This is a genomic window from Streptomyces sp. NPDC088124 (genome assembly GCF_040685895.1).
Lineage (GTDB): Bacteria > Actinomycetota > Actinomycetes > Streptomycetales > Streptomycetaceae > Streptomyces.
Map to the genome: position 1 here is coordinate 139,542 of NZ_JBFBJB010000013.1, position 20,318 is coordinate 159,859.

Genomic DNA, 20,318 nt, shown 5'->3' on the forward strand with positions numbered 1-20,318 from the left:
GAACATGCCGGGTGGGGACAGATTCGTATGATCGGTCGCGCTGACGTGTTTCGCACACGGAGGACACCGAAAGAAGCAACTGGATCCAGCCACCCGCGCGACTCGCCGATATCGCGATTTGTCGACTCATCCACCGTCTGGCCTGGGGCGCGGCACACCGGAGCGACGGAAGCACGCGTTCCACGGGCTGACCAGGCACTACGGGTTCCGGCCACCGGCCCGGGCGGCGGGCCGGACGGTTCGATTCTGTGCGCTTCCGCGCGTGACCCGGGCCACGGGTCACCCGTTGTCTCTGTACGAGCCGGGAACAGCCCGGCCCACGCACCGAGTTCGAGGAGCCACCCGTGCCGCGCATGCTCGATGTCAGCGAGGACGTCCGCGCCGAGATCGGCGACGAGGAAGCCGACCGGCTGCTCGCCGGCGAGAACTCCCCGGGCAGTTACGACTGCACCTCCTGCCGGACCCCCGGCGACTCCGAACAGGAGCGGACCAGCACCGTCCTGTTCGTGGGCGAGGAGACCGCGGTTCTCGCCTTCGCCCACGCCACCTGCATCCCCTCCCAGGTCGTCCAGGTCGCCGAGGACCAGCTCCAGGGCGCCGTCCGGTCGATCACCGGCGGCGAGCAGCCCCCGCCGCCGCAGGCCCCCGCCGCGGCTCCCGGACAGGCGGTGCTCGGTGTCACCAGCGGGCTGGTGCTGCTGGAGGAGGATCTGCACCCCGCCCTCGTCGTCGAGCCGACGGCCCCCATCGTCCGGCCCGGCTCCGACTCCACCACCGACGAGTTCCTGTCGCTCCTGGTCGAGCAGGGCTTCCAGCCGGTGAACGCGCTGGGGTCGGTGCCCGCGCAGAACCCGGGCTGGTCGGTGCTGCTCGCCATGGGCCAGCTGCACGCCGTGCTCCAGCCCGGCACCGACGGCGGCTCCCCGACCGCCTGGTGGCAGGCCCACCAGCCGCTCCAGGTCACGGAGGGGTGGCGGACGGCGGCCAACAAGTCACAGCGGGTGCTGGTCTTCGCCGCGCCGGTCGGCTCCATCGGCCAGCAGCCCCGTGAGGACCTGCTGCGCGACGCCCTGGAGAAGGCCGCGGCCAACGGCAATCTGGTCGCCGCCATGATGCCGCTGGCCGGCACATGACCGAGGCCACGCGCCCCACCCGCCGGCTGCGTCCCCACCCGCAGCAGGCGAATTCCCCGGGCAGCCCGCATCCGACGGACGACGGGGTCGTTGGCACGTACGTGCACTCATACGACCCCTCCCGCCCGCAGTACCAGAGCCATATCCCTTCGATGCGCCCGGCGCAGGACGGAGCGGACGGGTTCTCGACGACCCCGATCTACGACGCGCTCTACTCCGAGTTCCGCAGGTCCTTCAGAGCGCTGCCGGGCGACCGGACCAACGAGGAGAACCTCGGCTTCACGGCGTTCGGCACCGGGCTGGGCACCTCCCACCACCTCTACGGCGGCCACGGCGGCTTCGGCCACACGCAGCCGCAGTACCAGGGATCCTGGCAGCGGGATCCCCGCCAGCAGCACATGGGACGGCCCGACCGGCTGGCGCTGCCGCCGGGCCCGCGCCGCGGGATCTGACCCGTCCGCCCGCCTAGACGAGTCATTCCGAAGTCCCGTCTGCGGGGAGGCGCCATGCACGCACATCCGCGGCGTTGTCGTCAGTCATCCCCAAGGTCTCGGCTTCGCTCGACCAGGGGAGACCCCATCCGCTCCTGCGTCGCTTCCTTCCTCCGCCTTGCGGCTGCACGCACCTGACACCTCCAGGCCCGCCCCAAGGGGCGGACGACGCTACTTCGGAATGACTCGTCTAGGGCACCGGAGCGGCCGCCGTCACGGCCGTCACGCGGTGGGGCCCGGCACGGATCGTCCGTGCCGGGCCCCACCGCGTCATGCCGCCGACGCGGACGGCGGACGGCTACTTCTTGCGCCCGCGCTTCTCCCGTACCCGTACGGAGATGTGGATCGGGGTGCCCTCGAAGCCGAACTCCTCGCGCAGCCGGCGCTCCACGAAACGCCGGTACCCGGCCTCGATGAAGCCCGAGGCGAAGAACACGAAGCGCGGCGGCTTCGTGCCCGCCTGGGTGCCGAACAGGATGCGGGGCTGCTTGCCGCCCCGGATCGGGTGCGGATGCGCGGCGACGAGCTCGCCGAGGAAGGCGTTGAGCCGGCCGGTCGGAACGCGGGTCTCCCACCCCGCCAGGGCCGTCTCGATCGCCGGGACGAGCTTCTCCATGTGCCGTCCGGTGCGGGCGGAGACATTGACCCGGGGTGCCCAGGCGATCTGCCCCAGCTCCGTCTCGATCTCCCGCTCCAGGTAGTAGCGGCGCTCCTCGTCGAGGGTGTCCCACTTGTTGAACGCGACGACGATGGCGCGGCCCGCCTCGACCGCCATCGTGACGATGCGCTGGTCCTGGACGCTGATGGATTCGCTCGTGTCGATCAGGATGACCGCGACCTCGGCCTTCTCGACCGCGGCGGCGGTGCGCAGCGACGCGTAGTAGTCCGCGCCCGCCTGGAGGTGGACCCGGCGGCGGATGCCCGCGGTGTCGATGAACTTCCAGACCGTGCCGCCCAGCTCGATCAGCTCGTCGACCGGGTCCCGGGTGGTGCCCGCGATCTCGTTGACGACGACCCGGTCCTCGCCCGCGACCTTGTTCAGCAGGGACGACTTGCCCACGTTCGGACGGCCGATGAGGGCGATCCTGCGCGGGCCGCCGATCGCGGTGCCGAAGGTCTGCGCCGGTGCCTCCGGCAGCGCTTCGAGCACCGCGTCGAGCATGTCGCCGGTGCCGCGGCCGTGCAGCGAGGAGACGGGGTGGGGCTCGCCGAGGCCCAGCGACCAGAGCGCGGTGGCGTCCGCCTCGCCGCTCTGCCCGTCGACCTTGTTGGCGCAGAGCACGACGGGCTTGCCCGCCTTGCGCAGCAGCCGTACCACGGCCTCGTCGGTGTCGGTGGCGCCGACCGTGGAGTCCACGACGAAGACCACCGCGTCGGCCGCCTCGATCGCGTACTCGGCCTGGGCGGCGACGGAGGCGTCGATGCCGAGGACGTCCTGCTCCCAGCCGCCGGTGTCGACGATCTTGAAGCGGCGGCCGGCCCACTCGGCCTCGTAGGTGACCCGGTCGCGGGTGACGCCCGGCTTGTCCTCGACGACCGCCTCACGGCGGCCGATGATCCGGTTCACGAGAGTCGACTTGCCGACGTTCGGGCGGCCGACGACGGCGAGGACGGGCAGCGGGCCGTGCCCGGCCTCGTCCAGCGCGCCCTCCACCTCCTCGGCCTCGAAGCCCTCCTGAGCGGCAAGCTCCATGAAGTCCGTGTACTCGGCGTCGCCAAGCTCTCCGTGCTCGTCGCCGGAGTCGATGTGGTCGTTCATGAAGTCCGTACCTCGTTCATCGTGATCGGTGTGCCGCGTCTCGCGGCGCACTACTGAAGTCGTGCTGTGTTTCTACGGCCCGGTCCGGGCGGACCCGGTGGACCCGGCGCCCTCGGCGGGCGCGGTGCGTCCGGTGAAGCGGCGGGCGTGCTCCAGGTGTACGGTCAGCCGCTCCTGGATCCGTACGGTGGCCTCGTCCAGCGCCTTGCGCGTACGGCGCCCGCTCCCGTCCCCCGCCTCGAAGGCGTCGCCGAAGACGACGTCCACGCGGCTGCGCAGCGCGGGCAGCCCCCGTATCAGACGGCCGGGGCGCTCCGTGGAGCCGAGCACCGCGACCGGCACGATCGGTGCTCCCGACCGTACGGCGAAATACGCGAGCCCGGCACGGAGCGAGGCGAAGTCCCCCTCGCCCCTGCTGCCCTCGGGGAAGATCCCCAGTACCCCGCCCTCCGCGAGCACCCGGAGCGCGTCGGTGATGGCGGCACGGTCGGCGACCGAGCGGTCCACCTCGATCTGCCCGAGGAAGCGCATGCAGGGGGCGAGCGGGCCGATGAACGCTTCCTTCTTGACCAGGAAGTGCGACGGCCTGGGAGCGGTGCCTATCACCATCGGGCCGTCGACGTTGTGCGCGTGGTTGACCGCGAGGATCACGGGGCCGCTCGCCGGGACCCGCCAGGCGCCCAGCACCCGCGGCTTCCACAGCCCGTACATCAGCCCGATGCCGATACCTCTGCCGATCACCGCGCCCCGCTTCGAGGGCGGCGCGTCCGCCGGGCTCACCGCGCGGCCCGCTTCTCCTCCACCAGGGTCACGACGCACTCGATGACCTGCTGGAGTGTGAGATCCGTGGTGTCCACCTCGACCGCGTCGGCGGCCTTGGCGAGCGGGGACGTCTTCCGCCCGGAATCGGCCGCGTCCCGCTTGATCAGCGCGTCCCTGGTGGTGGCGACGTCGGTCGCCTCCTTGCCGGTCAGCTCGCCGCTGCGGCGGGCCGCGCGGGCCTCCGGGGACGCGGTGAGGAAGATCTTGAGGTCGGCGTCCGGCAGGACCGTCGTGCCGATGTCGCGGCCCTCGACCACGATGCCGAGCGGCGCGGCGGCGGCGATCTCGCGCTGGAGTGCGGTGATGAGGGTGCGCACCTCCGGGACGGCGCTGACCGCGCTCACCCGGGCGGTGACCTCCTGGGTACGGATCGGGCCCGCGGCGTCCACGCCGTCGACGGTGATGGTGGGGGCGGCCGGGTCGGTGCCGGAGACCAGGACGGGCTTGGCGGCGGCGGTCGCGACGGCGGCGGTGTCCTCGACGTCGACGCCGTTGCTGATCATCCACCAGGTCATCGCGCGGTACTGCGCGCCGGTGTCCAGGTAGCTCAGCCCGAGCCGGGCGGCCACGGCCTTGGAGGTGCTCGACTTGCCCGTGCCCGAGGGCCCGTCGATGGCGACGATCACAGCGGCCTGGGCGGTCCGGGCGGGGGTAGCTTCCACGGGGGGCGGACACCTTCCTGAGTCACGGGGGGATGTGCGGGGACGCGCACACGCCCCCGCACAAGGTTACCGAGTCTTCAGGGCCCCGATCGCACCCGTTCGGCGGGACCCCGCCGCGTCCGCGCCGGGGTCACCGCGGGTCGTCCCGGCGTCACTGCCTGATGGACCAGCCGCGTTCGCGCAGGGCCGCGGCGAGCACGGGCGCCGCCGCCGGTTCGACCATCACCAGGACCAGGCCGGCCTGCTGCCCGGTCGCGTGCTCGATGCGTACGTCCTCGACGTTCACCCCGGCCCGGCCGGCGTCGGCGAAGATCCGGGCCAGCTCGCCCGGCCGGTCGCTGACCTGGACCGCCACGACCTCGTACGCCGTCGGGGCCGCGCCGTGCTTGCCGGGGACCCGGCCCCGGCCCGCGTTGCCGCGCCGCAGGACGTCCTCGATGCCGGCGGCGCCGCCGCTCCGCTTCGCCTCGTCGGCGGACTGGAGCGCGCGCAGCGCCTCCACGGTCTCGTCCAGGTCGGCGGCGACGGCGGCCAGCACCTCCGCGACCGGGCCCGCGTTGGCGGAGAGGATCTCGACCCACATCGCGGGGTCGGAGGCCGCGATCCTGGTGACGTCGCGGATGCCCTGGCCGCAGAGGCGTACGGCGCTCTCGTCGGCCGCCTCCAGACGGGCCGCGACCATCGAGGAGATGAGGTGCGGGGTGTGCGAGACCAGCGCCACCGCCCGGTCGTGCGCCTCCGCGTCCATGACCACGGGCAGGGCGCGGCAGAGCGAGACCAGTTCCAGTGCGAGGTTGAGCACCTCGGTGTCGGTCTCCCGGGTCGGGGTGAGCACCCAGGGCCGCCCCTCGAAGAGGTCGGCCGTCCCGGCGAGCGGGCCCGAGCGCTCCTTGCCCGCCATGGGGTGCGTCCCGATGTACGCGGCGGTGTCGATGCCCAGTGCCGCCAGTTCGCGCCGGGGCCCGTCCTTGACGCTGGCGACGTCCAGGTAGCCGCGGGCCACGCCGGCGCGGATCGCCCCGGCGAGGGTGGCGGCGACGTGCCGGGGCGGTACGGCGACGATCGCCAGGTCCACGGGGCCCTCGGGCGGCTCGTCCGTACCGGCGCCGAGGGCGGCGGCGGTCCTGGCCCGGGAGGGGTCGTGGTCGCTGAGGTGGACGGTGACACCACGGCCCGCCAGGGCCAGCGCGGCCGAGGTGCCGATCAGGCCGGTCCCGATGACGAGGGCGGTTCTCACTGGGCGATGTCCTTGCGCAGAGCGGCGGCGGCGCCGAGGTAGACATGCGCGACCTCGGACCTGGGCAGGTCGGACTCGATGTGGGCGAGCACGCGGACGACGCGCGGCAGGGCGCCGGCGATGTCCAGTTCCTGGGCGCAGATCAGCGGTACGTCCACGATGCCGAGGCCGCGCGCGGCGGCGGCCGGGAAGTCGCTGTGCAGGTCGGGCGTCGCCGTGAACCAGATGCTGATCAGGTCGTCGGCGGTGAGCCCGTTGCGCTCCAGGATGGCGGTGAGGAGCGCTTTGACCTGCTCGTCCATGTGCCCGGACTCGTCCCGCTCCAACTGGACGGCTCCGCGAACCGCTCGTACCGCCACCGCGTTCTCCCTGAATGATCGAGTGCTCCGTCCAGACTAACGACCTCCCGGCCGACGGCCTCCCGCGCAGGCCGTACGCTCGCGCGCATGGCCTCGCCCTCCCCCTCCCTGTCGCCCTCGTCCTCCCTCTCGCCGGAGGCCCTCGTCCGCGACCACACCGTCTACGCGTGCGTCATGGGCTCGCGCGCCTTCGGGCTCGCGACGGAGGAGAGCGACACCGACCGGCGCGGGGTCTTCCTCGCCCCGACGCCGTCGTACTGGGGCTTCGAGAAGCCACCGCTCCATGTCGAGGGGCCCGCGCCCGAGCAGTTCTCCTGGGAGCTGGAACGCTTCTGCTCCCTCGCGCTGCGCACCAACCCGAACGTCCTGGAGTGCCTGCACTCGCCGCTCGTCGAGCACGTCGACGCCACGGGCCGCGAACTGCTCGCGCTGCGCGACGCGTTCCTCTCGCGGCAGGCGTACGGGACCTTCGTCCGGTACGCGGAGAGCCAGCACAGGAAGCTGGAGACGGACGTCCGGCGCGGCGGCGCCCCGCGCTGGAAGCCCGCCATGCATCTGCTCCGGCTGCTCGCCTCCTGTCGGGATCTGCTCCGTACCGGCGAACTGGTCATCGACGTCGGTACGGAGCGCGAGCCGCTGCTGGCGGTCAAGCGCGGCGAGGTGCCCTGGCCCGAGGTGGCGCGCCGGGTGGCCGGGCTGATCGCGGAGGCGGAGGAGGCGGTCGGGCGCTCCCCGCTGCCGGCCGAGCCGGACCGGGCCCGGGTGGAGGACTTCCTGATCCGTACGCGCCGCGCCTCGGCCGGCGCGTAGCCCTGCGGCCCCGTAGCCCCGTAGCCGCGAGGACGCGTACGGATCAGCCCGCGAGCCGGACGCGGACCACGAAGTCGTGCAGCGCCTCGTGCCCGGCGCCGCCGTCCGGCAGGGCCGTGGCCGAACGCGCCTCGTCCAGCACGGCGCGCAGCGCCTCCACGTCCCGTTCCAGCCGGTCCCTGCCGGGCCCGGCGGCAGGGGCGTGCTCGGCCTCGGCCTTGGCCGCGATCAGCTCGGGCAGATAGCCCGGCGCCGCCACCTCCCCCAGCAGGGTGGGCAGATGCGCCAGGATCCCGCCGCCCCGCATCAGATGCACGCCGGTGAGCAGCGCGCGGAAGGTGTAGAGCAGGGGCTTGAGTTCACCGGTCCGCTCGAACAGCCGCCACTGCGTCCGCGCGAACCCCGCGTAGTGGTGGGCGTGGTGACTGGTGAGCACGGCGGGCGCGAGGGCGATCAGCTCCCGGTGCGCCTCGGACGTACGGACCACCAGCGGCGAGAGCAGCTGCTCCAGCACGTAGCCGTTGCGGCGCAGCATCAGCCGGACGAACTTGCGCAGGTCGTGGGTGACGAGGTCGGTCTCCACACCGTCCTGGTCGGCCATCCGCGACCGGGTCTCCTCCGGCTCCCTGAGCCCGATCAGCGCGGCGACGGGCAGCAGATGGGCACCTCGGACATCCACGTCCGAGTCGCGGGAGGGGAAGCCGTACAGATGCGCCCCGGAGACCGTGGCGAACAGCAGCCGGTCGGTCTCCGCGGCGAGGACCGGGCCGAGGTCGGTGACCGGCAGCCCGGCCGCGCGCAGGCGGTCGGCACGGCTCCGCTCCTCGGCGTGGTCCGGCCCCGCCGGGTGGTCCCGCTCGTCCGCGCTCAGCTCTTCGGTACGCATGGGTCAAGAGTCCCAGAGGGCTCCCAGCGACATCAGGTCGCTGCGGTACTCAATGCGTTCGGCCCATTCCTTGGGCCAGGCGCCCACGCCCAGGTACGCGCCCGCGAAGGCGCCCGTCAGACAGGCGATGGAGTCCGAGTCGCCACGCGTGCAGGCGGCCCGGCGCACCGCGGTGACGGGGTCGGACGGGAAGAGCAGGAAGCAGAGCAGTCCGGTGGCCAGGGCCTCCTCGGCGATCCAGCCGTCCCCGGTGGCCAGGCAGGGGTCGGTCTCCGGGGAGGGGAAGCGCAGGGCCTGCTGGAGGCGTTCGAGGACCTCCAGGCAGTCGTCCCAGCCGCGGGCGATGAACTCCTCGGGCGAGGCGTCGTCGGCGTACGTCCACAGGTCGCCGAGCCAGCGCTGGCGGTAGTGCTCGCGGTTCTCGTACGCGTAACTGCGGAGCTGGCCCATCAGCGCCCCGGGCTCGCCGCCGTGCGAGAGCAGGTAGACAGCGCGTGCCGTGAGGTCGGACGCGGCGAGGGCGGTCGGGTGGCCGTGGGTGAGGGCGGCCTGCAACTGGGCGGCGCCCGCCCGTTGTTCGTCACTCAGCCCCGGTACCAGACCGATCGGGGCGACGCGCATGTTGGCCCCGCAGCCCTTGGAGTGGATCTGGCTGGCGCGCTGCCAGGGCCGCTCGCTGTCGAGGAGCATGCAGGCCTTCATGCAGGTGGCGCCGGGGGCGCGGTTGTTGTCCGGGGAGTGGTACCAGTCGACGAACTCGTCGCGTACGGGCCGCTCCAGGCGGAGCGGTCCGAGGACACCGCGGTCCATCGCGGTCCTGATGCCGCGGGCGAACGCGAGCGTCATCTGGGTGTCGTCCGTGACGACGGCGGGCTTCGGCAGTGCCATCTCGCGCCAGGGGCCGCACTTGGCGAGGATCGAGGGGACGTCGCTGAACTCGGTGGGAAATCCGAGGGCGTCGCCGAGCGCCAGCCCGATGAGGGTGCCCGTCGCGGCCTGTTTGGTGAGGGTCCTCGCGATGATCATGCCGTCCGTCCTTCCGGTCGCAGCAGAGGTGGGTGCAGCGTGGTGGCGGCGCCCGCGCGGTAGAGCGCGGCGGGTTTCCCGCGGCCACCCGTCCGGCGCGGCGGCCCTTCCAGCGCCTGGACGAAGCCAGGCGTGGTGAGGACCTTGCGCCGGAAGTTGGGGCGGTCGAGTGCCACGCCCCAGACGGTCTCGTAGACCTGCCGCAACTCGCCCAGGGTGAACTCGGGCGGGCAGAAGGCCGTGGCGAGACAGGTGTATTCGAGCTTGGCGCCGATGCGGTCGTAGGCGTCGGCGAGGATGTCGTCGTGGTCGAAGGCGAGGGAGCCCCGGTCCCCGAACTCGGTCCAGCGGGCGCGGGCGGCGTCCCCGCCGCCGCGTGGCTCCGGCAGGTCCGGCACGAGGGCGGCGTACGCGACGGACACGACCCGCATCCGGGGATCGCGGTCCGGGGCGCTGTAGGTGCGCAGCTGTTCGAGGTGGAGCGCGCCCGCGGTCTCCTCCGACAGGCCGGTCTCCTCGGCGAGTTCACGGCGGGCGGCCTGCCCCGCGGACTCCTTCGGCTGGACGAAGCCGCCGGGCAGGGCCCAGTCGCCCCGGTAGGGGGCCTCGCCGCGCTCGACGAGCAGGACGTGGAGCCGGCCGTCGCGGACGGTGAAGACGGCGAGGTCGACGGTGACGGCGAAGGGCTCGAACGCGGACGGGTCGTACGGCGGCGCGTCGTAGGGGGGCGGGTCCCCGGCCGTGGTGCCGCGCCGCTCGGGCGCCTTCATCGTCGCCCTCGCGGAACCGGGGAACCTGGTCCACCCCCGTGGGACCAGGTTCCCCGGCGGTGACCGGTGGGGGGCAGCAGTGGACTCACGCCCGCCTCCTTAATGGTCAGGTTGACTATAAAGCGGGACGGGCCGCCGCGACAAGAGAGAGACCCGCGGCCCATGGGAGAAGCCCGCGGCCATGGAGGCCGCGGGCTTCTCTTCCGTACCACCGGTGTCAGGGACACCGGTGGTCACAGAGACCTACCTGTCCCGGACGGCTCAGAGGCCGACTTCCTTCATCAGCATGCCGACCTCGGTGTTGGTGAGGCGGCGCAGCCAGCCGGACTTCTGGTCGCCCAGCGGGATCGGGCCGAAGGACGTACGGACGAGACGGTCGACCGGGAATCCGGCCTCGGCGAGCATCCGGCGGACGATGTGCTTGCGGCCCTCGTGGAGGGTGACCTCCACGAGGTAGTTCTTGCCGGTGTTCTCGACGACGCGGAAGTGGTCGGCCTTGGCGTAGCCGTCCTCCAGCTGGATGCCGTCCTTGAGCCGCTTGCCGAGATCGCGCGGGAGCGGACCCTGGATCGCGGCGAGGTAGATCTTCTTGACGCCGTACTTGGGGTGCGTCAGCCGGTGGGCCAGCTCGCCGTGGTTGGTGAGCAGGATGATGCCCTCGGTCTCCGTGTCGAGCCGGCCGACGTGGAAGAGCCGGGTCTCGCGGTTGGTGACGTAGTCGCCGAGGTTCTGCCGGCCGTCGGGGTCACCCATCGTGGAGACGACTCCGGCCGGCTTGTTCAGCGCGAAGAAGAGGTACGACTGGGTGGCGACGGTCAGCCCGTCGACCTTGATCTCGTCGTGCTCCGGGTCGACGCGCATGCCCTGTTCGAGGACGATCTCGCCGTTGACCTCGACGCGGGCCTGCTCGATCAGCTCCTCGCAGGCGCGGCGCGAGCCCATGCCGGCGCGGGCGAGGACCTTCTGCAGCCGCTCGCCCTCCTGCTCGGCGCCCGGGTTGGTCCTGGGCGTCGTGATGGCGGGCTTGCCCGCGTACCGGTCGCGGTTGCGCTGCTCGATCTTGGCGTCCAGTTCACGGGGGCGCGAGGACGCGCCGCGCCGGGGACCGCCCTTGCCGCCCCGGCCGCCGCCCTGCGCGGGCTTGGGGCCGCCCTTGGCGCCGCCCCTGGCCGCCGCGCCACGGGCGCCGCCGCCCTGGCGCGTGCCGCCGCCGGACCCCCCGGAATCACTGCCCCCTCCCGCGCCACCGGAACGGCGGGCGCCGCCGGGGGCGCCGGACGCGCCGGAGCCGCCGGTGGGACCCGTGCGGCCGACGTCGTAACGGCGCTCCTCGGGACGCGGGCGGGACGGCCGCTTGGGCCTGTCGTCGCGCCCGCCGGCCCCCCGGTTGTCCCGGCCGTCCCGGTCGTCCCGGCCGCCGCCGCGCCCGCCTCCGCTGTTCCGGTCGGAGCCGCCGCTGTTCCTGCCGTTGCTTCGCATCAAAGTTCCGTCTTGTCGTCTGCGTGGGTTTCCGGGGCGTCAGGCGCGTCCGGATCGAACGACGGGACGCCTTCCTGGCTCTCGGCCTCGACCGCCTCCGCCTCGGGGAGGAAGGGCGCGAGCTCCGGCAGCTCGTCCAGGCCGCGCAGGCCCATCCGCTCCAAAAAGTAGTTCGTCGTCCTGTACAGGATCGCACCTGTTTCGGGTTCCGCGCCCGCCTCCTCCACCAGCCCGCGCTGGAGGAGGGTGCGCATGACACCGTCACAGTTCACTCCGCGTACGGCGGAGACCCGCGAACGGCTCACCGGCTGGCGGTACGCGACGACCGCCAGGGTCTCCAGCGCGGCCTGGGTCAGCCGGGCGTGCTGCCCGTCGAGTACGAAGCTCTCGACGGCCTCGGTGTACTCGGGCCGCGTGGAGAAGCGCCAGCCGCCGGCGACCAGCCGCAGCTCGAAGCCGCGGCCCTGGGCGGTGTACTCGTCGGCCAGCGCGCGCAGCGCGTCCGCGACGGCGCCGCGGGGGCGGTCGAGGACCTTGGCGAGGTGCTCCTCGGTGGCGGGCTCGTCGACGACCATGAGGACCGCCTCCAGGGCGGGCTTGAGCTCCAGGTCCGCGACCGTACCCGGCGGCTGCCGCTCACTCACACCGTCTCCTCACTGTCGTCGCCCTCACTGTCCCTGCTGTCCCCGTCGCCCCCGTCGTCCCCGCCTGTCCAGCGGACCATGAGCGGCCCCAGCGCCTCGTCCTGCTCCAGGGCGACGACGCGCTCCCGGTACAGGTCCAGGAGGGCCAGGAAGCGTGCCACGACGGTGAGAGTGCCGCCAGTGCCGTCAGCGCCGTAGATGTCCTCGGTGAGTTCCCGGAAGCTCATCCCGCCGCGCTCGCGGAGCAGTGCGACGACGATCCCGGCCTGTTCCCGCACGGAGACCAGCGGCGCGTGGATGTGGTCCACGTACACCCGCGGCCTCGGCTTCGGCTGCATCGCCTTCACCGCGAGCCGGGCGAACCCCTCTGCCCCGACGCTGATGACGACCTCCGGCAGCAGCTCCGCGTGGTGCGGTTCCAGTCCGACCGTACGGGGGTGGCGCCGGGCCTCGCTCTCCAGCCGCTCGCCGAAGATCTCCGCGACCCGCTTGTACGCGCGGTACTGGAGCAGCCGCGCGAAGAGCAGGTCGCGCGCCTCCAGGAGCGCGAGATCCGCCTCGTCCTCGATCTCGGCGGCGGGCAGCAGCCGGGCGGCCTTCAGGTCGAGCAGGGTCGCGGCGACCACCAGGAACTCGGTGGTCTGGTCGAGGTCGCCCTCGGGGCCCATGGCCCGCAGGTGGGCCATGAACTCGTCGGTGACCTGGGAGAGCGCGACCTCGGTCACGTCCATGCGGTGCTTCGAGATGAGCTGGAGCAGCAGGTCGAAGGGGCCCTCGAAGTTGGCGAGCCGCACGGTGAACCGCCGCTCGTCCCCGCCGCCGTCATCCCCGTCCTCGCCGTCAGCGCCGTCCGCGGCCGACGGCTCAGCGACCTCGGCGGCCTCGGAAACAGCGGAGGCCTCAGGGACCTCAGGGACCTCAACCGTCTCAACCGTCTCGACGAGCTTGACGGGCTCGACCGGTTCGACCAGCTCAGGGCCGGGGGCGACGGGCGCCGGGGTGCCGGGGCCTCGGCCCAACGGGCGGCGCGGCGGACGGGCGGGATCGGGCGGCGGGGGCATCGCGGTCCTGGGAGCGGCGGGGGCGGCGGGGCGGTGAGCGGTGGGGCGGCCCGCGCAGGCTACCGTCAGCGCCCGCGCAGCCGCCGTACGAGGATGCTCGCGTCGCCGCGCGATTCGAGGTCTGCGAGGACGACCGCGACCGCCTCGCGGACGATCCGCCCGCGGTCCACGGCGAGTCCGTGCTCGCCGCGCAGCACCAGCCGGGCGTGTTCGAGGTCCATCAGTTCCTCGGCCGAGACATAGACCGTGATCTTCTCGTCGTGCCGTTCGCGCCCGCTGGGGCGCCGGTTGGCGCCGCGCCGCTGCCGGCGCTGCTGTGCGTTCTGCGCGCCCTGCGTCCCCGTTCCCGGCCCCGTACCGCCGCCGGGGCCCGGCCCCGCGGGCCCGCCCTCCTGCGGCCTGCGGGCCTGCACGGCGGTCGCGGCCTGCTCCGCGTCGGCGGTGCGGCTGCGCGCCGGCTGGGCCGGGGCGGGCTCCGCGTCCGGCCCGGAGTGCTCCTCCGCCGCCCCGGACGCCGTCCCGGACCCGTCCGGGCCCGCCTGGTCGCCGGCGGGATCGCTCTCCCCGGCCGGCGCGGGCACCCGCGGTTCGCCGTTCGCGCCCCGCCGCTGCGCCGCCGGGGACGACGACGTCAGCGCCATGCCTCCGGTCGTACGGAACAGTTCGTCGGCGCCGGGCAGACTCACTCGGCGTGACACCGGGCGAGCACCTCCCTGGCGAGTTGACGATAGGCGGCGGCTCCGACGGAGTTCGAGGCGTACGTGGTGATGGGTTCGCCGGCGACGGTGGTCTCCGGGAAGCGCACGGTGCGTCCGATCACGGTGTGGTAGACGTGATTGTCGAACGCCTCCACGACGCGCGCGAGCACCTCACGGCTGTGCACCGTGCGCGAGTCGTACATCGTGGCGAGGATGCCGTCGAGCTCCAGCTCCGGGTTGAGCCGCTCCTGGACCTTCTCGATGGTCTCCGTGAGCAGCGCGACCCCGCGCAGCGCGAAGAACTCGCACTCCAGCGGCACGATCACCTTGTGAGCGGCCGTCAGCGCGTTCACGGTCAGCAGACCGAGCGAGGGCTGGCAGTCGATCACGATGTAGTCGTAGTCGAGCATCAGGGGCTTGAGCGCGCGCTGGAGCGTGGACTCGCGCGCGACCTCGCTCACGAGCTGCACCTCGGCCGCCGAGAGGTCGATGTTGCTCGGCAGCAGGTCCATGTTGGGCACGGCGGTCTTCAGCAGCACCTCGTCGGCCGCCATGCCCCGCTCCATGAGCAGGTTGTAGACGGTGAGGTCGAGCTCCATCGGATTCACACCGAGCCCGACCGACAGGGCTCCCTGCGGGTCGAAGTCGACGAGCAGCACACGCCGGCCGTATTCCGCGAGGGCGGCGCCCAGGTTGATGGTCGACGTGGTCTTGCCGACGCCGCCCTTCTGGTTGCACATCGCGATGATTTTCGCGGGGCCGTGGTCGGTGAGCGGGCCGGGGATCGGGAAGTACGGCAGCGGGCGCCCGGTCGGGCCGATCCGCTCGCGGCGCTGGCGGGCAGCGTCGGGGGCGAGGGTGGCCGCGTATTCGGGGTCCGGCTCGTATTCGGCGTCAGGGTCGTAGAAGTGCCCCTCGGGCGCTTCGTCGAAGTCGGCGAACGAAGTGGACTCTCGGCCACCCTCGTTGCCGGCCATGGCGTTCACGTGTTGGCCGTCCATCATCTGGTGGGCTGTCGTCATGTGCTGGTGGGTGGCGAAGGTGCGGACAGCTACGGAGCCGACAGCCTCGAACCCGGACGACGGGCCATAGCCCCTCACCGGCATTCCTGGTTGACCACCCCCGGGAGTAAATGTCGACTCATTCACAAGTCGTCTTACCTCCTTGGACGGGACCAGGAAACTTATCGATAGGTCAGCGTGGCACCATGCCGACGATTGGCGACTCTATGGCGTGTCACCACTCCGCAGCAACACAATCCGCCGGACCGGACCCGATGTGTCGACAACCGAACACCCCTCTGTCAAGGGCGCACAACCCTCTCACCAAGGCAGGGCGGCGAGGATTCGCCACCCTGCGAAACGGTTGAAATTGTTACGTTCGAGGCGAGTTGGCCGGGCGCGGCACACTCCGCGGGAACACGTACGGCCGGACCTCGCCGGGCAAGATCCGGCCGTCGGCGTGACGTTGACGACGCACCTTGGCGTCTCAGGCGAGAACTGTTCCCAATTCGGCGTGATCCAGACCGTGGGCCTCCGCCACCTCGCGGTAAACAACCTGGCCGTCATGGATGTTGAGCCCCTTGGCGAGCGCCGGGTCCCGGCGCAGCGCGCCGGCCCAGCCGTGGTTCGCCAGCTCCACGATGTACGGCAGGGTGGCGTTGGTCAGGGCGTACGTCGAGGTGTGCGGCACGGCGCCCGGCATGTTGGCCACGCAGTAGAAGACCGAGTCGTGCACCCGGAAGGTCGGCTCGGCGTGGGTGGTGGGGCGCGAGTCCTCGAAGCAGCCGCCCTGATCAATCGCAATGTCGACAAGTACACTTCCGGGCTTCATCCGGGCGACGAGCTCGTTGGTGACGAGCTTCGGCGCCTTCGCGCCCGGGATCAGCACGGCCCCGATCACGAGGTCCGCCTCGGTGACCGCCTTCTCCAGTTCGAAGGCGTTGGAGACGATGGTCCGGACCTTGCTGCCGAAGATCCGGTCGGCCTCGCGCAGCTTGTTGATGTCCCGGTCGAGCAGGGTCACGTGGAAGCCCATCCCGACGGCGATCTGGGTGGCGTTCCAGCCGGAGACCCCGCCGCCGATGACCACGGCGTGACCCGCCGCCGTACCGGGCACACCGCCCGGCAGCACACCGCGCCCGCCGGCCGAACGCATCAGGTGGTACGCGCCCACCTGCGGCGCCAGCCGCCCCGCGACCTCGGACATCGGGGCGAGCAGCGGCAGCGCGCGGTTCGCGGTCTCGACCGTCTCGTAGGCGATGGCGGTGGTGCCGGACTCCAGCAGGGCGTCGGTGCAGGCGCGGGACGCGGCCAGGTGCAGGTAGGTGAAGAGCGTCTGGTCCTTCCGCAGCCGGTGGTACTCCTCGGCGACCGGCTCCTTCACCTTCAGCAGCAGGTCGGCGGTGGCCCAGACCTCGTCGGCGGTGGGCAGGATCCGGGCGCCGGCGGCGGTGTACTCGCCGTCGGCGATCGAGGAGCCGGTGCCGGCGTCCTGTTCCACGACGACCTGATGTCCCTGGCGCACCAGCTCGTGCACACCGGCGGGTGTGATGGCCACCCGGAACTCGTTGTTCTTGACCTCGCGGGGGATACCGACCAACACGGCAGATCACGGTCCTTGGCTCGGGGGATTCCGCGGAGACTCCGGACGCAATCCCATACAGACCCGGGTACACGCGACACACGCGACACACGGGAAGGCGCCGCTGACGAATGCGGCAAAGCCAGTCTAATGAAGGATTTCCTGCTGTCTAGCCTTACAAAGCATCAGTCCTCGACGACAGCGCTACGGATTTCGTAGGTGTTTCCTTCCGTTTCCAGGAGAAGGCGTTCCGCGGTGGCGCGGTGCAGCCGGGCCGCCGCCGGATCCCCGAGCCGGTCCAGCGTGTCCGCCACCCGGAGCTGGAGCGCCGCCTGGAGCCGCAGGTCCCCGGCGAGCCGCGCCCACTCGACCGCCTCCTGGCAGGTACGCAGCGACTCCTGCGGCCGGCCCGCGTACTCCTGGACCCGGGCCGCCTCGCTCAGCGACCGCGCCTGGCCCGGCAGATCGCCCAGCCTGCGGTGGATCGCGGTGGCGGCGCGCCAGTGGCGCAGGGCCTCGCCGTAGCGGCCCGCGTACGTGTGGACGGTGCCGAGTCGGCCGTACAGACGCGCCTCGTCGGCCCGCTCGCCCCGGTTCAGCCGCTGGGAGAGGGCCCGCCCGTACCAGTCGGCGGCCCGCTGCCAGTCCCGCAGGTCCTGGTGGGCGCCGCCCAGTGACTCCATGGCACGGCCGGTGGCGTACAGGTCGCCCGCGGCCCGTCCGGCGTCGAGCGCGGCGCGGTAGCGCGCGAGCGCGTCGTGGGTACGGCCGGTCCTGGCGTCCAGATCGCCGATGTTCAGCAGGGCGGCGGCCTGCTCCCGGTACAGCTCGTGCCGCTCCGCGATGTCGAGGACGAGCTGGTGGAGCCCGTACAGCTCGGGGGCGGCGGCCTCCGTGCCCCGGTGCGCGGCGAGCGCGCGGACCAGGGCCGCGACCAGCCGGCGGGCCAGGGTGTCGAGCTCCCCGTCGGCGACCGCGAGGCGCGCGGCGGCCAGCAGGGCGGGCTGCCGGGAGTACAGCCACCCGGCCGCGGCCTCGGTGTGCGGGAAGCGCAGCGCGCGCGGCAGCCCGGCGAGCCGCGTACGGGCCGGGGAGCCCTCCGGGTCGGTGACGGCACGGCAGGACTGGAGCAGCCGTACGGTCCGCTCCAGCATCCGCGCGCGGGCGAGCTGCACCTCGGCGGGGCGGTCCTCGGCCAGCAGGACGCGCAGCAGCGGGACGAGGCAGCCGGGGAGGACGTACTGATCGAGGGGGGCCCGCTCGGGGTCGGACCGGTACGGCCGCTCGGTCCCCCGCGCGGTCCGGTCGTCGGCGGTACGGAGCAGCCCCCGCACGGCGAAGTCGTCCAGCAGGGCGGCGGCGTCCGGCATGGAGCAGCCGGCCAGCGCCGAGGCGGTGTGCGCGTCGGTGATCCCGGCGGGCGCGAGGGCGAGCAGCCGGAGCATCCGGGCGGCGGGCCCCGGCAGGCTTTCGTACACGAGCCGGAAGGCGCGGGCGAGCGGGCGGATCCCGACGGGCCACTCGGGGTCGTGCGGCAGGGCGCGCAGCCGCTTGGACACATCGGCGACCGACGCCATGGGACGCGCCGCGAGCCAGCCGCCGGCCAGCACGAGCGCGGCGGGCTGACCGCCGCACTCCTCCGCCAGGGACTCCGCGGCCTGTGGGTCCACGGTGATCCGTACGGCGCCGGTGAACCGCGTGAGCAGTTCGATGGCGGCCTTGGTGTCCATCCCGCCGAGGGTGCAGGGGCGCACGTCGGGGATCCCGGTGAGCGGCCCCCGCGAGACGGCGACGACCAGGCAGTCCGGGTTGTCGGGGACGAGCGGGTCGACCTGCCCGGCGTCGGCGGCGTCGTCGAGGAGCAGCAGCACCCGGCGGACGCTCAACGCCTCGCGCACCATGTCGGACAGCTCGTCCTCCCCCGCGCCGGGCGGCGTGGCCACGCCGAACGCGCCGAGGATCTCGCGGGCGGTCCGCTCGGTGGGCACCCGCGCGCCGCCGGACTCGGTGAGCCTGGTCCGTACGATCCCGTCGGGATACCGGTCCCGCAACTGCCGGGCCAGCTCCCGTGCGAGCGAGGTGCGCCCGGACCCGGGGCGCCCGGCGATCAGCAGCACCCGCGCGCGGGGTTCCTTCCGGCCGGAGAGGGTGTTGAGCCCGGCGCCCTCGATGTCCGCGTGCAGTGCCTTGAGTTCCCGCAGCCGCCCGAAGAACTCCCCGTCGGCCGCGGCACGTTCACCCTCCGGCGGCCCCTCCACAGCTCCCGCCCCGACCACGGCCCCGGGCACGCGCTCGTCCCCGGCCGGGCCCGGGTCCTGGTCGTGGACCTGGTCCCGTGCGTGGTCCGGCGGCGAAGCCGGCACGGCCGGCCCAGCAGGCCCGGCTTCCACTCCGGCTCCGGCTTCGGTTTCGGCTTCGGGGCGGGCCTGCGCCGGTACTCCGGCCACGGGCTCCGGCCCGGACACGGCAGGCACGACCGGCTCGGGACGCTCCGGCTCGGCTTCGGCCGCGGGGTGCGGCCGAGGCGCGGCAGGCACGTCAGGCACGTCAGGCGCATCGGGCACGACCGGCTCGGGACGCTCCGGCTCGGCTTCGGCTTCCGGCTCGGGCTCGGACACGGAGGACATCACCGGCTCGGGGCCCCCCGGCTCGGGCTCGACTTCGGCTTCGGGGCGGGCCTCGGCCCGCGCTTCTGCCTCCGGCTCCGGCCGGGTCGCGGCGGGTGCGACCGGCTCGGGGTGGTCCTGGCCGTCCTTCGGCGCGGCGGGCTTCCGCCGGGGGCGGGTGGTCCTGGGCGTCCTGGCGGCCGGGCGCGGGGCGGGGCCGCCGCCCTCCGCACCGCTCGCGCCGTCCGTCGCGTCTTCGGGGCCCTCCGGGGTGCTCACCCGGGCCGTACCTTTCTTCTTCGCGGCGGACGTGGCCCGGCCGCGGCGCTTCTTCGGCGGTGCCTCGGATTCCGTCGGCCCGGCGGCGGTCTTCCCCGGTTCCTGGGGCGTCTTCGCTCGCGCACGTCCGGGGCCGCTCACGTCCACCGCCTGATCCGTCACGGGCCACGCTCCCGTCCGCCTGCGCACGATCCGAGCCCGGCGGATCTCCGCACGGACGGTTCGAGCGTAGTTCACTCTCTGCGACGGGATCGGGAGAGCGTGGCCGGTGCATCCCTCGATCGGATCAGCTTTTCTTCAGATCAGAGGATGTACCAGTGGGGCGATCGACGACCGCCGACCGGCCGTCAGGCTTCGAACGGCCGCGCCGGCCACGGCGCCTCCGCGGGCCGCAGCGCCTCCATGCCGTCCCCCGCCAGCGCGGCGGTGAGCGAGAGGACGCCCACCGCGAGGCAGGTGTTGTGCAGTTCACCGCCGAGCACGCCCCGTACCAGCTCGGCCAGCTCCACCCGGGCCAGCTCCATGTCCGCCTCCTCCTCGGAGACCTGGAAGCGCTCGCCCTCCGCCTCCGACAGCTCCCGGGCGAGGAAGACCCGTACCGCCTCGTCGCAGCCGCCCGGCGTCGTGTAGACGTCCGCGAGCACCCGCCAGTCCTCGGCCTTGACGTGCGCCTCCTCGTACAGCTCGCGCTGCGCCGCGTGCAGCGGGTTCTCCCCCGGCACGTCGAGCAGGCCGGCCGGGATCTCCCAGAGCTTCTGGCGTACGGGGTGACGGTACTGGCGCAGGACCAGGACCCGGCCCGCGTCGTCGAGGGCGAGGATCGCGACGGACCCGGGGTGGACCTGGTAGTCCCGCTTCACGACCGTGCCGTCGGGCATGACCACATCATCCGTGCGGACGCTGGTCTTGTTGCCGCGGAAGGGCGTCGTGGTCGCGGTGACCCGCCATTCCTCAGGGGTGTCCTTGACGGTCATGGCAGCGTCCTCCCACGGTGGTACACAAGCGGAAACCGA

General features: G+C 73.0%; 19 protein-coding genes. 3 read left to right on the top strand and 16 right to left on the bottom strand.

The features are described from left to right. Positions 1-344: 344 nt before the first annotated feature. Both AB0P17_RS13275 and AB0P17_RS13280 read left to right on the top strand, forming a co-directional pair. Positions 345-1,133, top strand: coding sequence for a hypothetical protein (locus AB0P17_RS13275; RefSeq protein ID WP_365810418.1), 789 nt, complete (start codon positions 345-347; stop codon positions 1,131-1,133). Continuing rightward, complete coding sequence (locus AB0P17_RS13280; RefSeq protein WP_365810420.1) at positions 1,130-1,585, top strand: hypothetical protein; 456 nt, start codon at positions 1,130-1,132, stop codon at positions 1,583-1,585. Before AB0P17_RS13275 ends, AB0P17_RS13280 begins: the two co-directional genes overlap by 4 nt. Before the next feature lie 337 nt (positions 1,586-1,922). On the opposite strand, the gene der is transcribed toward AB0P17_RS13280, so the two are convergent. The 5 genes from der to aroH all read right to left on the bottom strand — a co-directional run bounded on the left by der (position 1,923) and on the right by aroH (position 6,463). Then, on the bottom strand, positions 1,923-3,383 hold the full coding sequence (der, locus tag AB0P17_RS13285) for a ribosome biogenesis GTPase Der (RefSeq protein WP_365810423.1): 1,461 nt from the start codon (positions 3,381-3,383) through the stop codon (positions 1,923-1,925). A gap of 72 nt (positions 3,384-3,455) precedes the next feature. Then, positions 3,456-4,163 carry a lysophospholipid acyltransferase family protein gene (locus AB0P17_RS13290; RefSeq protein WP_365810425.1) on the bottom strand — a complete coding sequence of 236 codons (708 nt, stop codon included), beginning with the start codon at positions 4,161-4,163 and terminating at the stop codon, positions 3,456-3,458. After that, positions 4,160-4,867: a (d)CMP kinase gene (cmk, locus tag AB0P17_RS13295; protein ID WP_365810428.1), complete on the bottom strand. Its 708-nt coding sequence runs from the start codon at positions 4,865-4,867 to the stop codon at positions 4,160-4,162. The genes AB0P17_RS13290 and cmk overlap by 4 nt, the downstream gene beginning before the upstream one ends. A 151-nt stretch (positions 4,868-5,018) precedes the next feature. Further along, positions 5,019-6,104 carry a prephenate dehydrogenase gene (locus AB0P17_RS13300; RefSeq protein ID WP_365810430.1) on the bottom strand — a complete coding sequence of 362 codons (1,086 nt, stop codon included), beginning with the start codon at positions 6,102-6,104 and terminating at the stop codon, positions 5,019-5,021. After that, a complete protein-coding gene (gene aroH, locus AB0P17_RS13305; protein WP_365810432.1) occupies positions 6,101-6,463 on the bottom strand; it encodes a chorismate mutase in 363 nt (120 codons plus the stop codon). The genes AB0P17_RS13300 and aroH overlap by 4 nt, the downstream gene beginning before the upstream one ends. Positions 6,464-6,550: 87 nt before the next feature. Between aroH and AB0P17_RS13310 the strand changes: the two genes are divergently transcribed. Continuing rightward, positions 6,551-7,273 (top strand): nucleotidyltransferase domain-containing protein, encoded by a 723-nt coding sequence (locus AB0P17_RS13310; RefSeq protein WP_365810434.1) that lies wholly within the window; start codon positions 6,551-6,553, stop codon positions 7,271-7,273. 43 nt (positions 7,274-7,316) lie between these two features. Here the strand turns inward: AB0P17_RS13310 and AB0P17_RS13315 are convergent, their stop codons facing one another. The 11 genes from AB0P17_RS13315 to AB0P17_RS13365 form a co-directional block, all read right to left on the bottom strand. Next, on the bottom strand, positions 7,317-8,159 hold the full coding sequence (locus tag AB0P17_RS13315; RefSeq protein ID WP_365810436.1) for a nucleotidyltransferase domain-containing protein: 843 nt from the start codon (positions 8,157-8,159) through the stop codon (positions 7,317-7,319). Positions 8,160-8,162: 3 nt separating this feature from the next. Continuing rightward, positions 8,163-9,185 (bottom strand): ADP-ribosylglycohydrolase family protein, encoded by a 1,023-nt coding sequence (locus AB0P17_RS13320; protein ID WP_365810438.1) that lies wholly within the window; start codon positions 9,183-9,185, stop codon positions 8,163-8,165. Next, positions 9,182-9,955 (bottom strand): NUDIX domain-containing protein, encoded by a 774-nt coding sequence (locus tag AB0P17_RS13325; protein ID WP_365810440.1) that lies wholly within the window; start codon positions 9,953-9,955, stop codon positions 9,182-9,184. Before AB0P17_RS13325 ends, AB0P17_RS13320 begins: the two co-directional genes overlap by 4 nt. Before the next feature lie 261 nt (positions 9,956-10,216). Next, on the bottom strand, positions 10,217-11,434 hold the full coding sequence (locus AB0P17_RS13330; RefSeq protein WP_365810442.1) for a pseudouridine synthase: 1,218 nt from the start codon (positions 11,432-11,434) through the stop codon (positions 10,217-10,219). Further along, positions 11,434-12,078: an SMC-Scp complex subunit ScpB gene (gene scpB, locus AB0P17_RS13335; RefSeq protein WP_365810444.1), complete on the bottom strand. Its 645-nt coding sequence runs from the start codon at positions 12,076-12,078 to the stop codon at positions 11,434-11,436. Before scpB ends, AB0P17_RS13330 begins: the two co-directional genes overlap by 1 nt. Further along, the gene (locus AB0P17_RS13340) at positions 12,075-13,139 is read right to left on the bottom strand and encodes a segregation/condensation protein A (protein WP_365810445.1); all 1,065 of its coding nucleotides are present in this window, start codon (positions 13,137-13,139) and stop codon (positions 12,075-12,077) included. Before AB0P17_RS13340 ends, scpB begins: the two co-directional genes overlap by 4 nt. 65 nt (positions 13,140-13,204) lie before the next feature. Next, positions 13,205-13,837 (bottom strand): hypothetical protein, encoded by a 633-nt coding sequence (locus tag AB0P17_RS13345; protein WP_365810448.1) that lies wholly within the window; start codon positions 13,835-13,837, stop codon positions 13,205-13,207. After that, positions 13,822-14,943, bottom strand: a complete 1,122-nt coding sequence (locus AB0P17_RS13350) for a ParA family protein (protein ID WP_365810449.1) — start codon at positions 14,941-14,943, stop codon at positions 13,822-13,824. The genes AB0P17_RS13345 and AB0P17_RS13350 overlap by 16 nt, the downstream gene beginning before the upstream one ends. Positions 14,944-15,325: 382 nt before the next feature. After that, positions 15,326-16,441, bottom strand: a complete 1,116-nt coding sequence (gene ald / locus AB0P17_RS13355; RefSeq protein WP_365810451.1) for an alanine dehydrogenase — start codon at positions 16,439-16,441, stop codon at positions 15,326-15,328. Between the two features lie 164 nt (positions 16,442-16,605). Beyond that, complete coding sequence (locus tag AB0P17_RS13360) at positions 16,606-18,678, bottom strand: tetratricopeptide repeat protein (protein WP_365810514.1); 2,073 nt, start codon at positions 18,676-18,678, stop codon at positions 16,606-16,608. Positions 18,679-19,652: 974 nt separating this feature from the next. Then, a complete protein-coding gene (locus AB0P17_RS13365; RefSeq protein WP_365810453.1) occupies positions 19,653-20,279 on the bottom strand; it encodes an NUDIX hydrolase in 627 nt (208 codons plus the stop codon). Positions 20,280-20,318: the final 39 nt, after the last annotated feature.

What these genes read in the sequence shown, in the direction of transcription:
- AB0P17_RS13280 (WP_365810420.1), top strand. Translation starts at nt 1,130, where the DNA reads ATGACCGAGGCCACGCGCCCCACCCGCCGGCTGCGTCCCCACCCGCAG.
- der (WP_365810423.1), bottom strand. Translation starts at nt 3,383, where the DNA reads ATGAACGACCACATCGACTCCGGCGACGAGCACGGAGAGCTTGGCGAC.
- AB0P17_RS13310 (WP_365810434.1), top strand. Translation starts at nt 6,551, where the DNA reads ATGGCCTCGCCCTCCCCCTCCCTGTCGCCCTCGTCCTCCCTCTCGCCG.
- AB0P17_RS13315 (WP_365810436.1), bottom strand. Translation starts at nt 8,159, where the DNA reads ATGCGTACCGAAGAGCTGAGCGCGGACGAGCGGGACCACCCGGCGGGG.
- AB0P17_RS13320 (WP_365810438.1), bottom strand. Translation starts at nt 9,185, where the DNA reads ATGATCATCGCGAGGACCCTCACCAAACAGGCCGCGACGGGCACCCTC.
- AB0P17_RS13325 (WP_365810440.1), bottom strand. Translation starts at nt 9,955, where the DNA reads ATGAAGGCGCCCGAGCGGCGCGGCACCACGGCCGGGGACCCGCCCCCC.
- AB0P17_RS13330 (WP_365810442.1), bottom strand. Translation starts at nt 11,434, where the DNA reads ATGCGAAGCAACGGCAGGAACAGCGGCGGCTCCGACCGGAACAGCGGA.
- AB0P17_RS13340 (WP_365810445.1), bottom strand. Translation starts at nt 13,139, where the DNA reads ATGCCCCCGCCGCCCGATCCCGCCCGTCCGCCGCGCCGCCCGTTGGGC.
- AB0P17_RS13350 (WP_365810449.1), bottom strand. Translation starts at nt 14,943, where the DNA reads ATGCCGGTGAGGGGCTATGGCCCGTCGTCCGGGTTCGAGGCTGTCGGC.
- AB0P17_RS13365 (WP_365810453.1), bottom strand. Translation starts at nt 20,279, where the DNA reads ATGACCGTCAAGGACACCCCTGAGGAATGGCGGGTCACCGCGACCACG.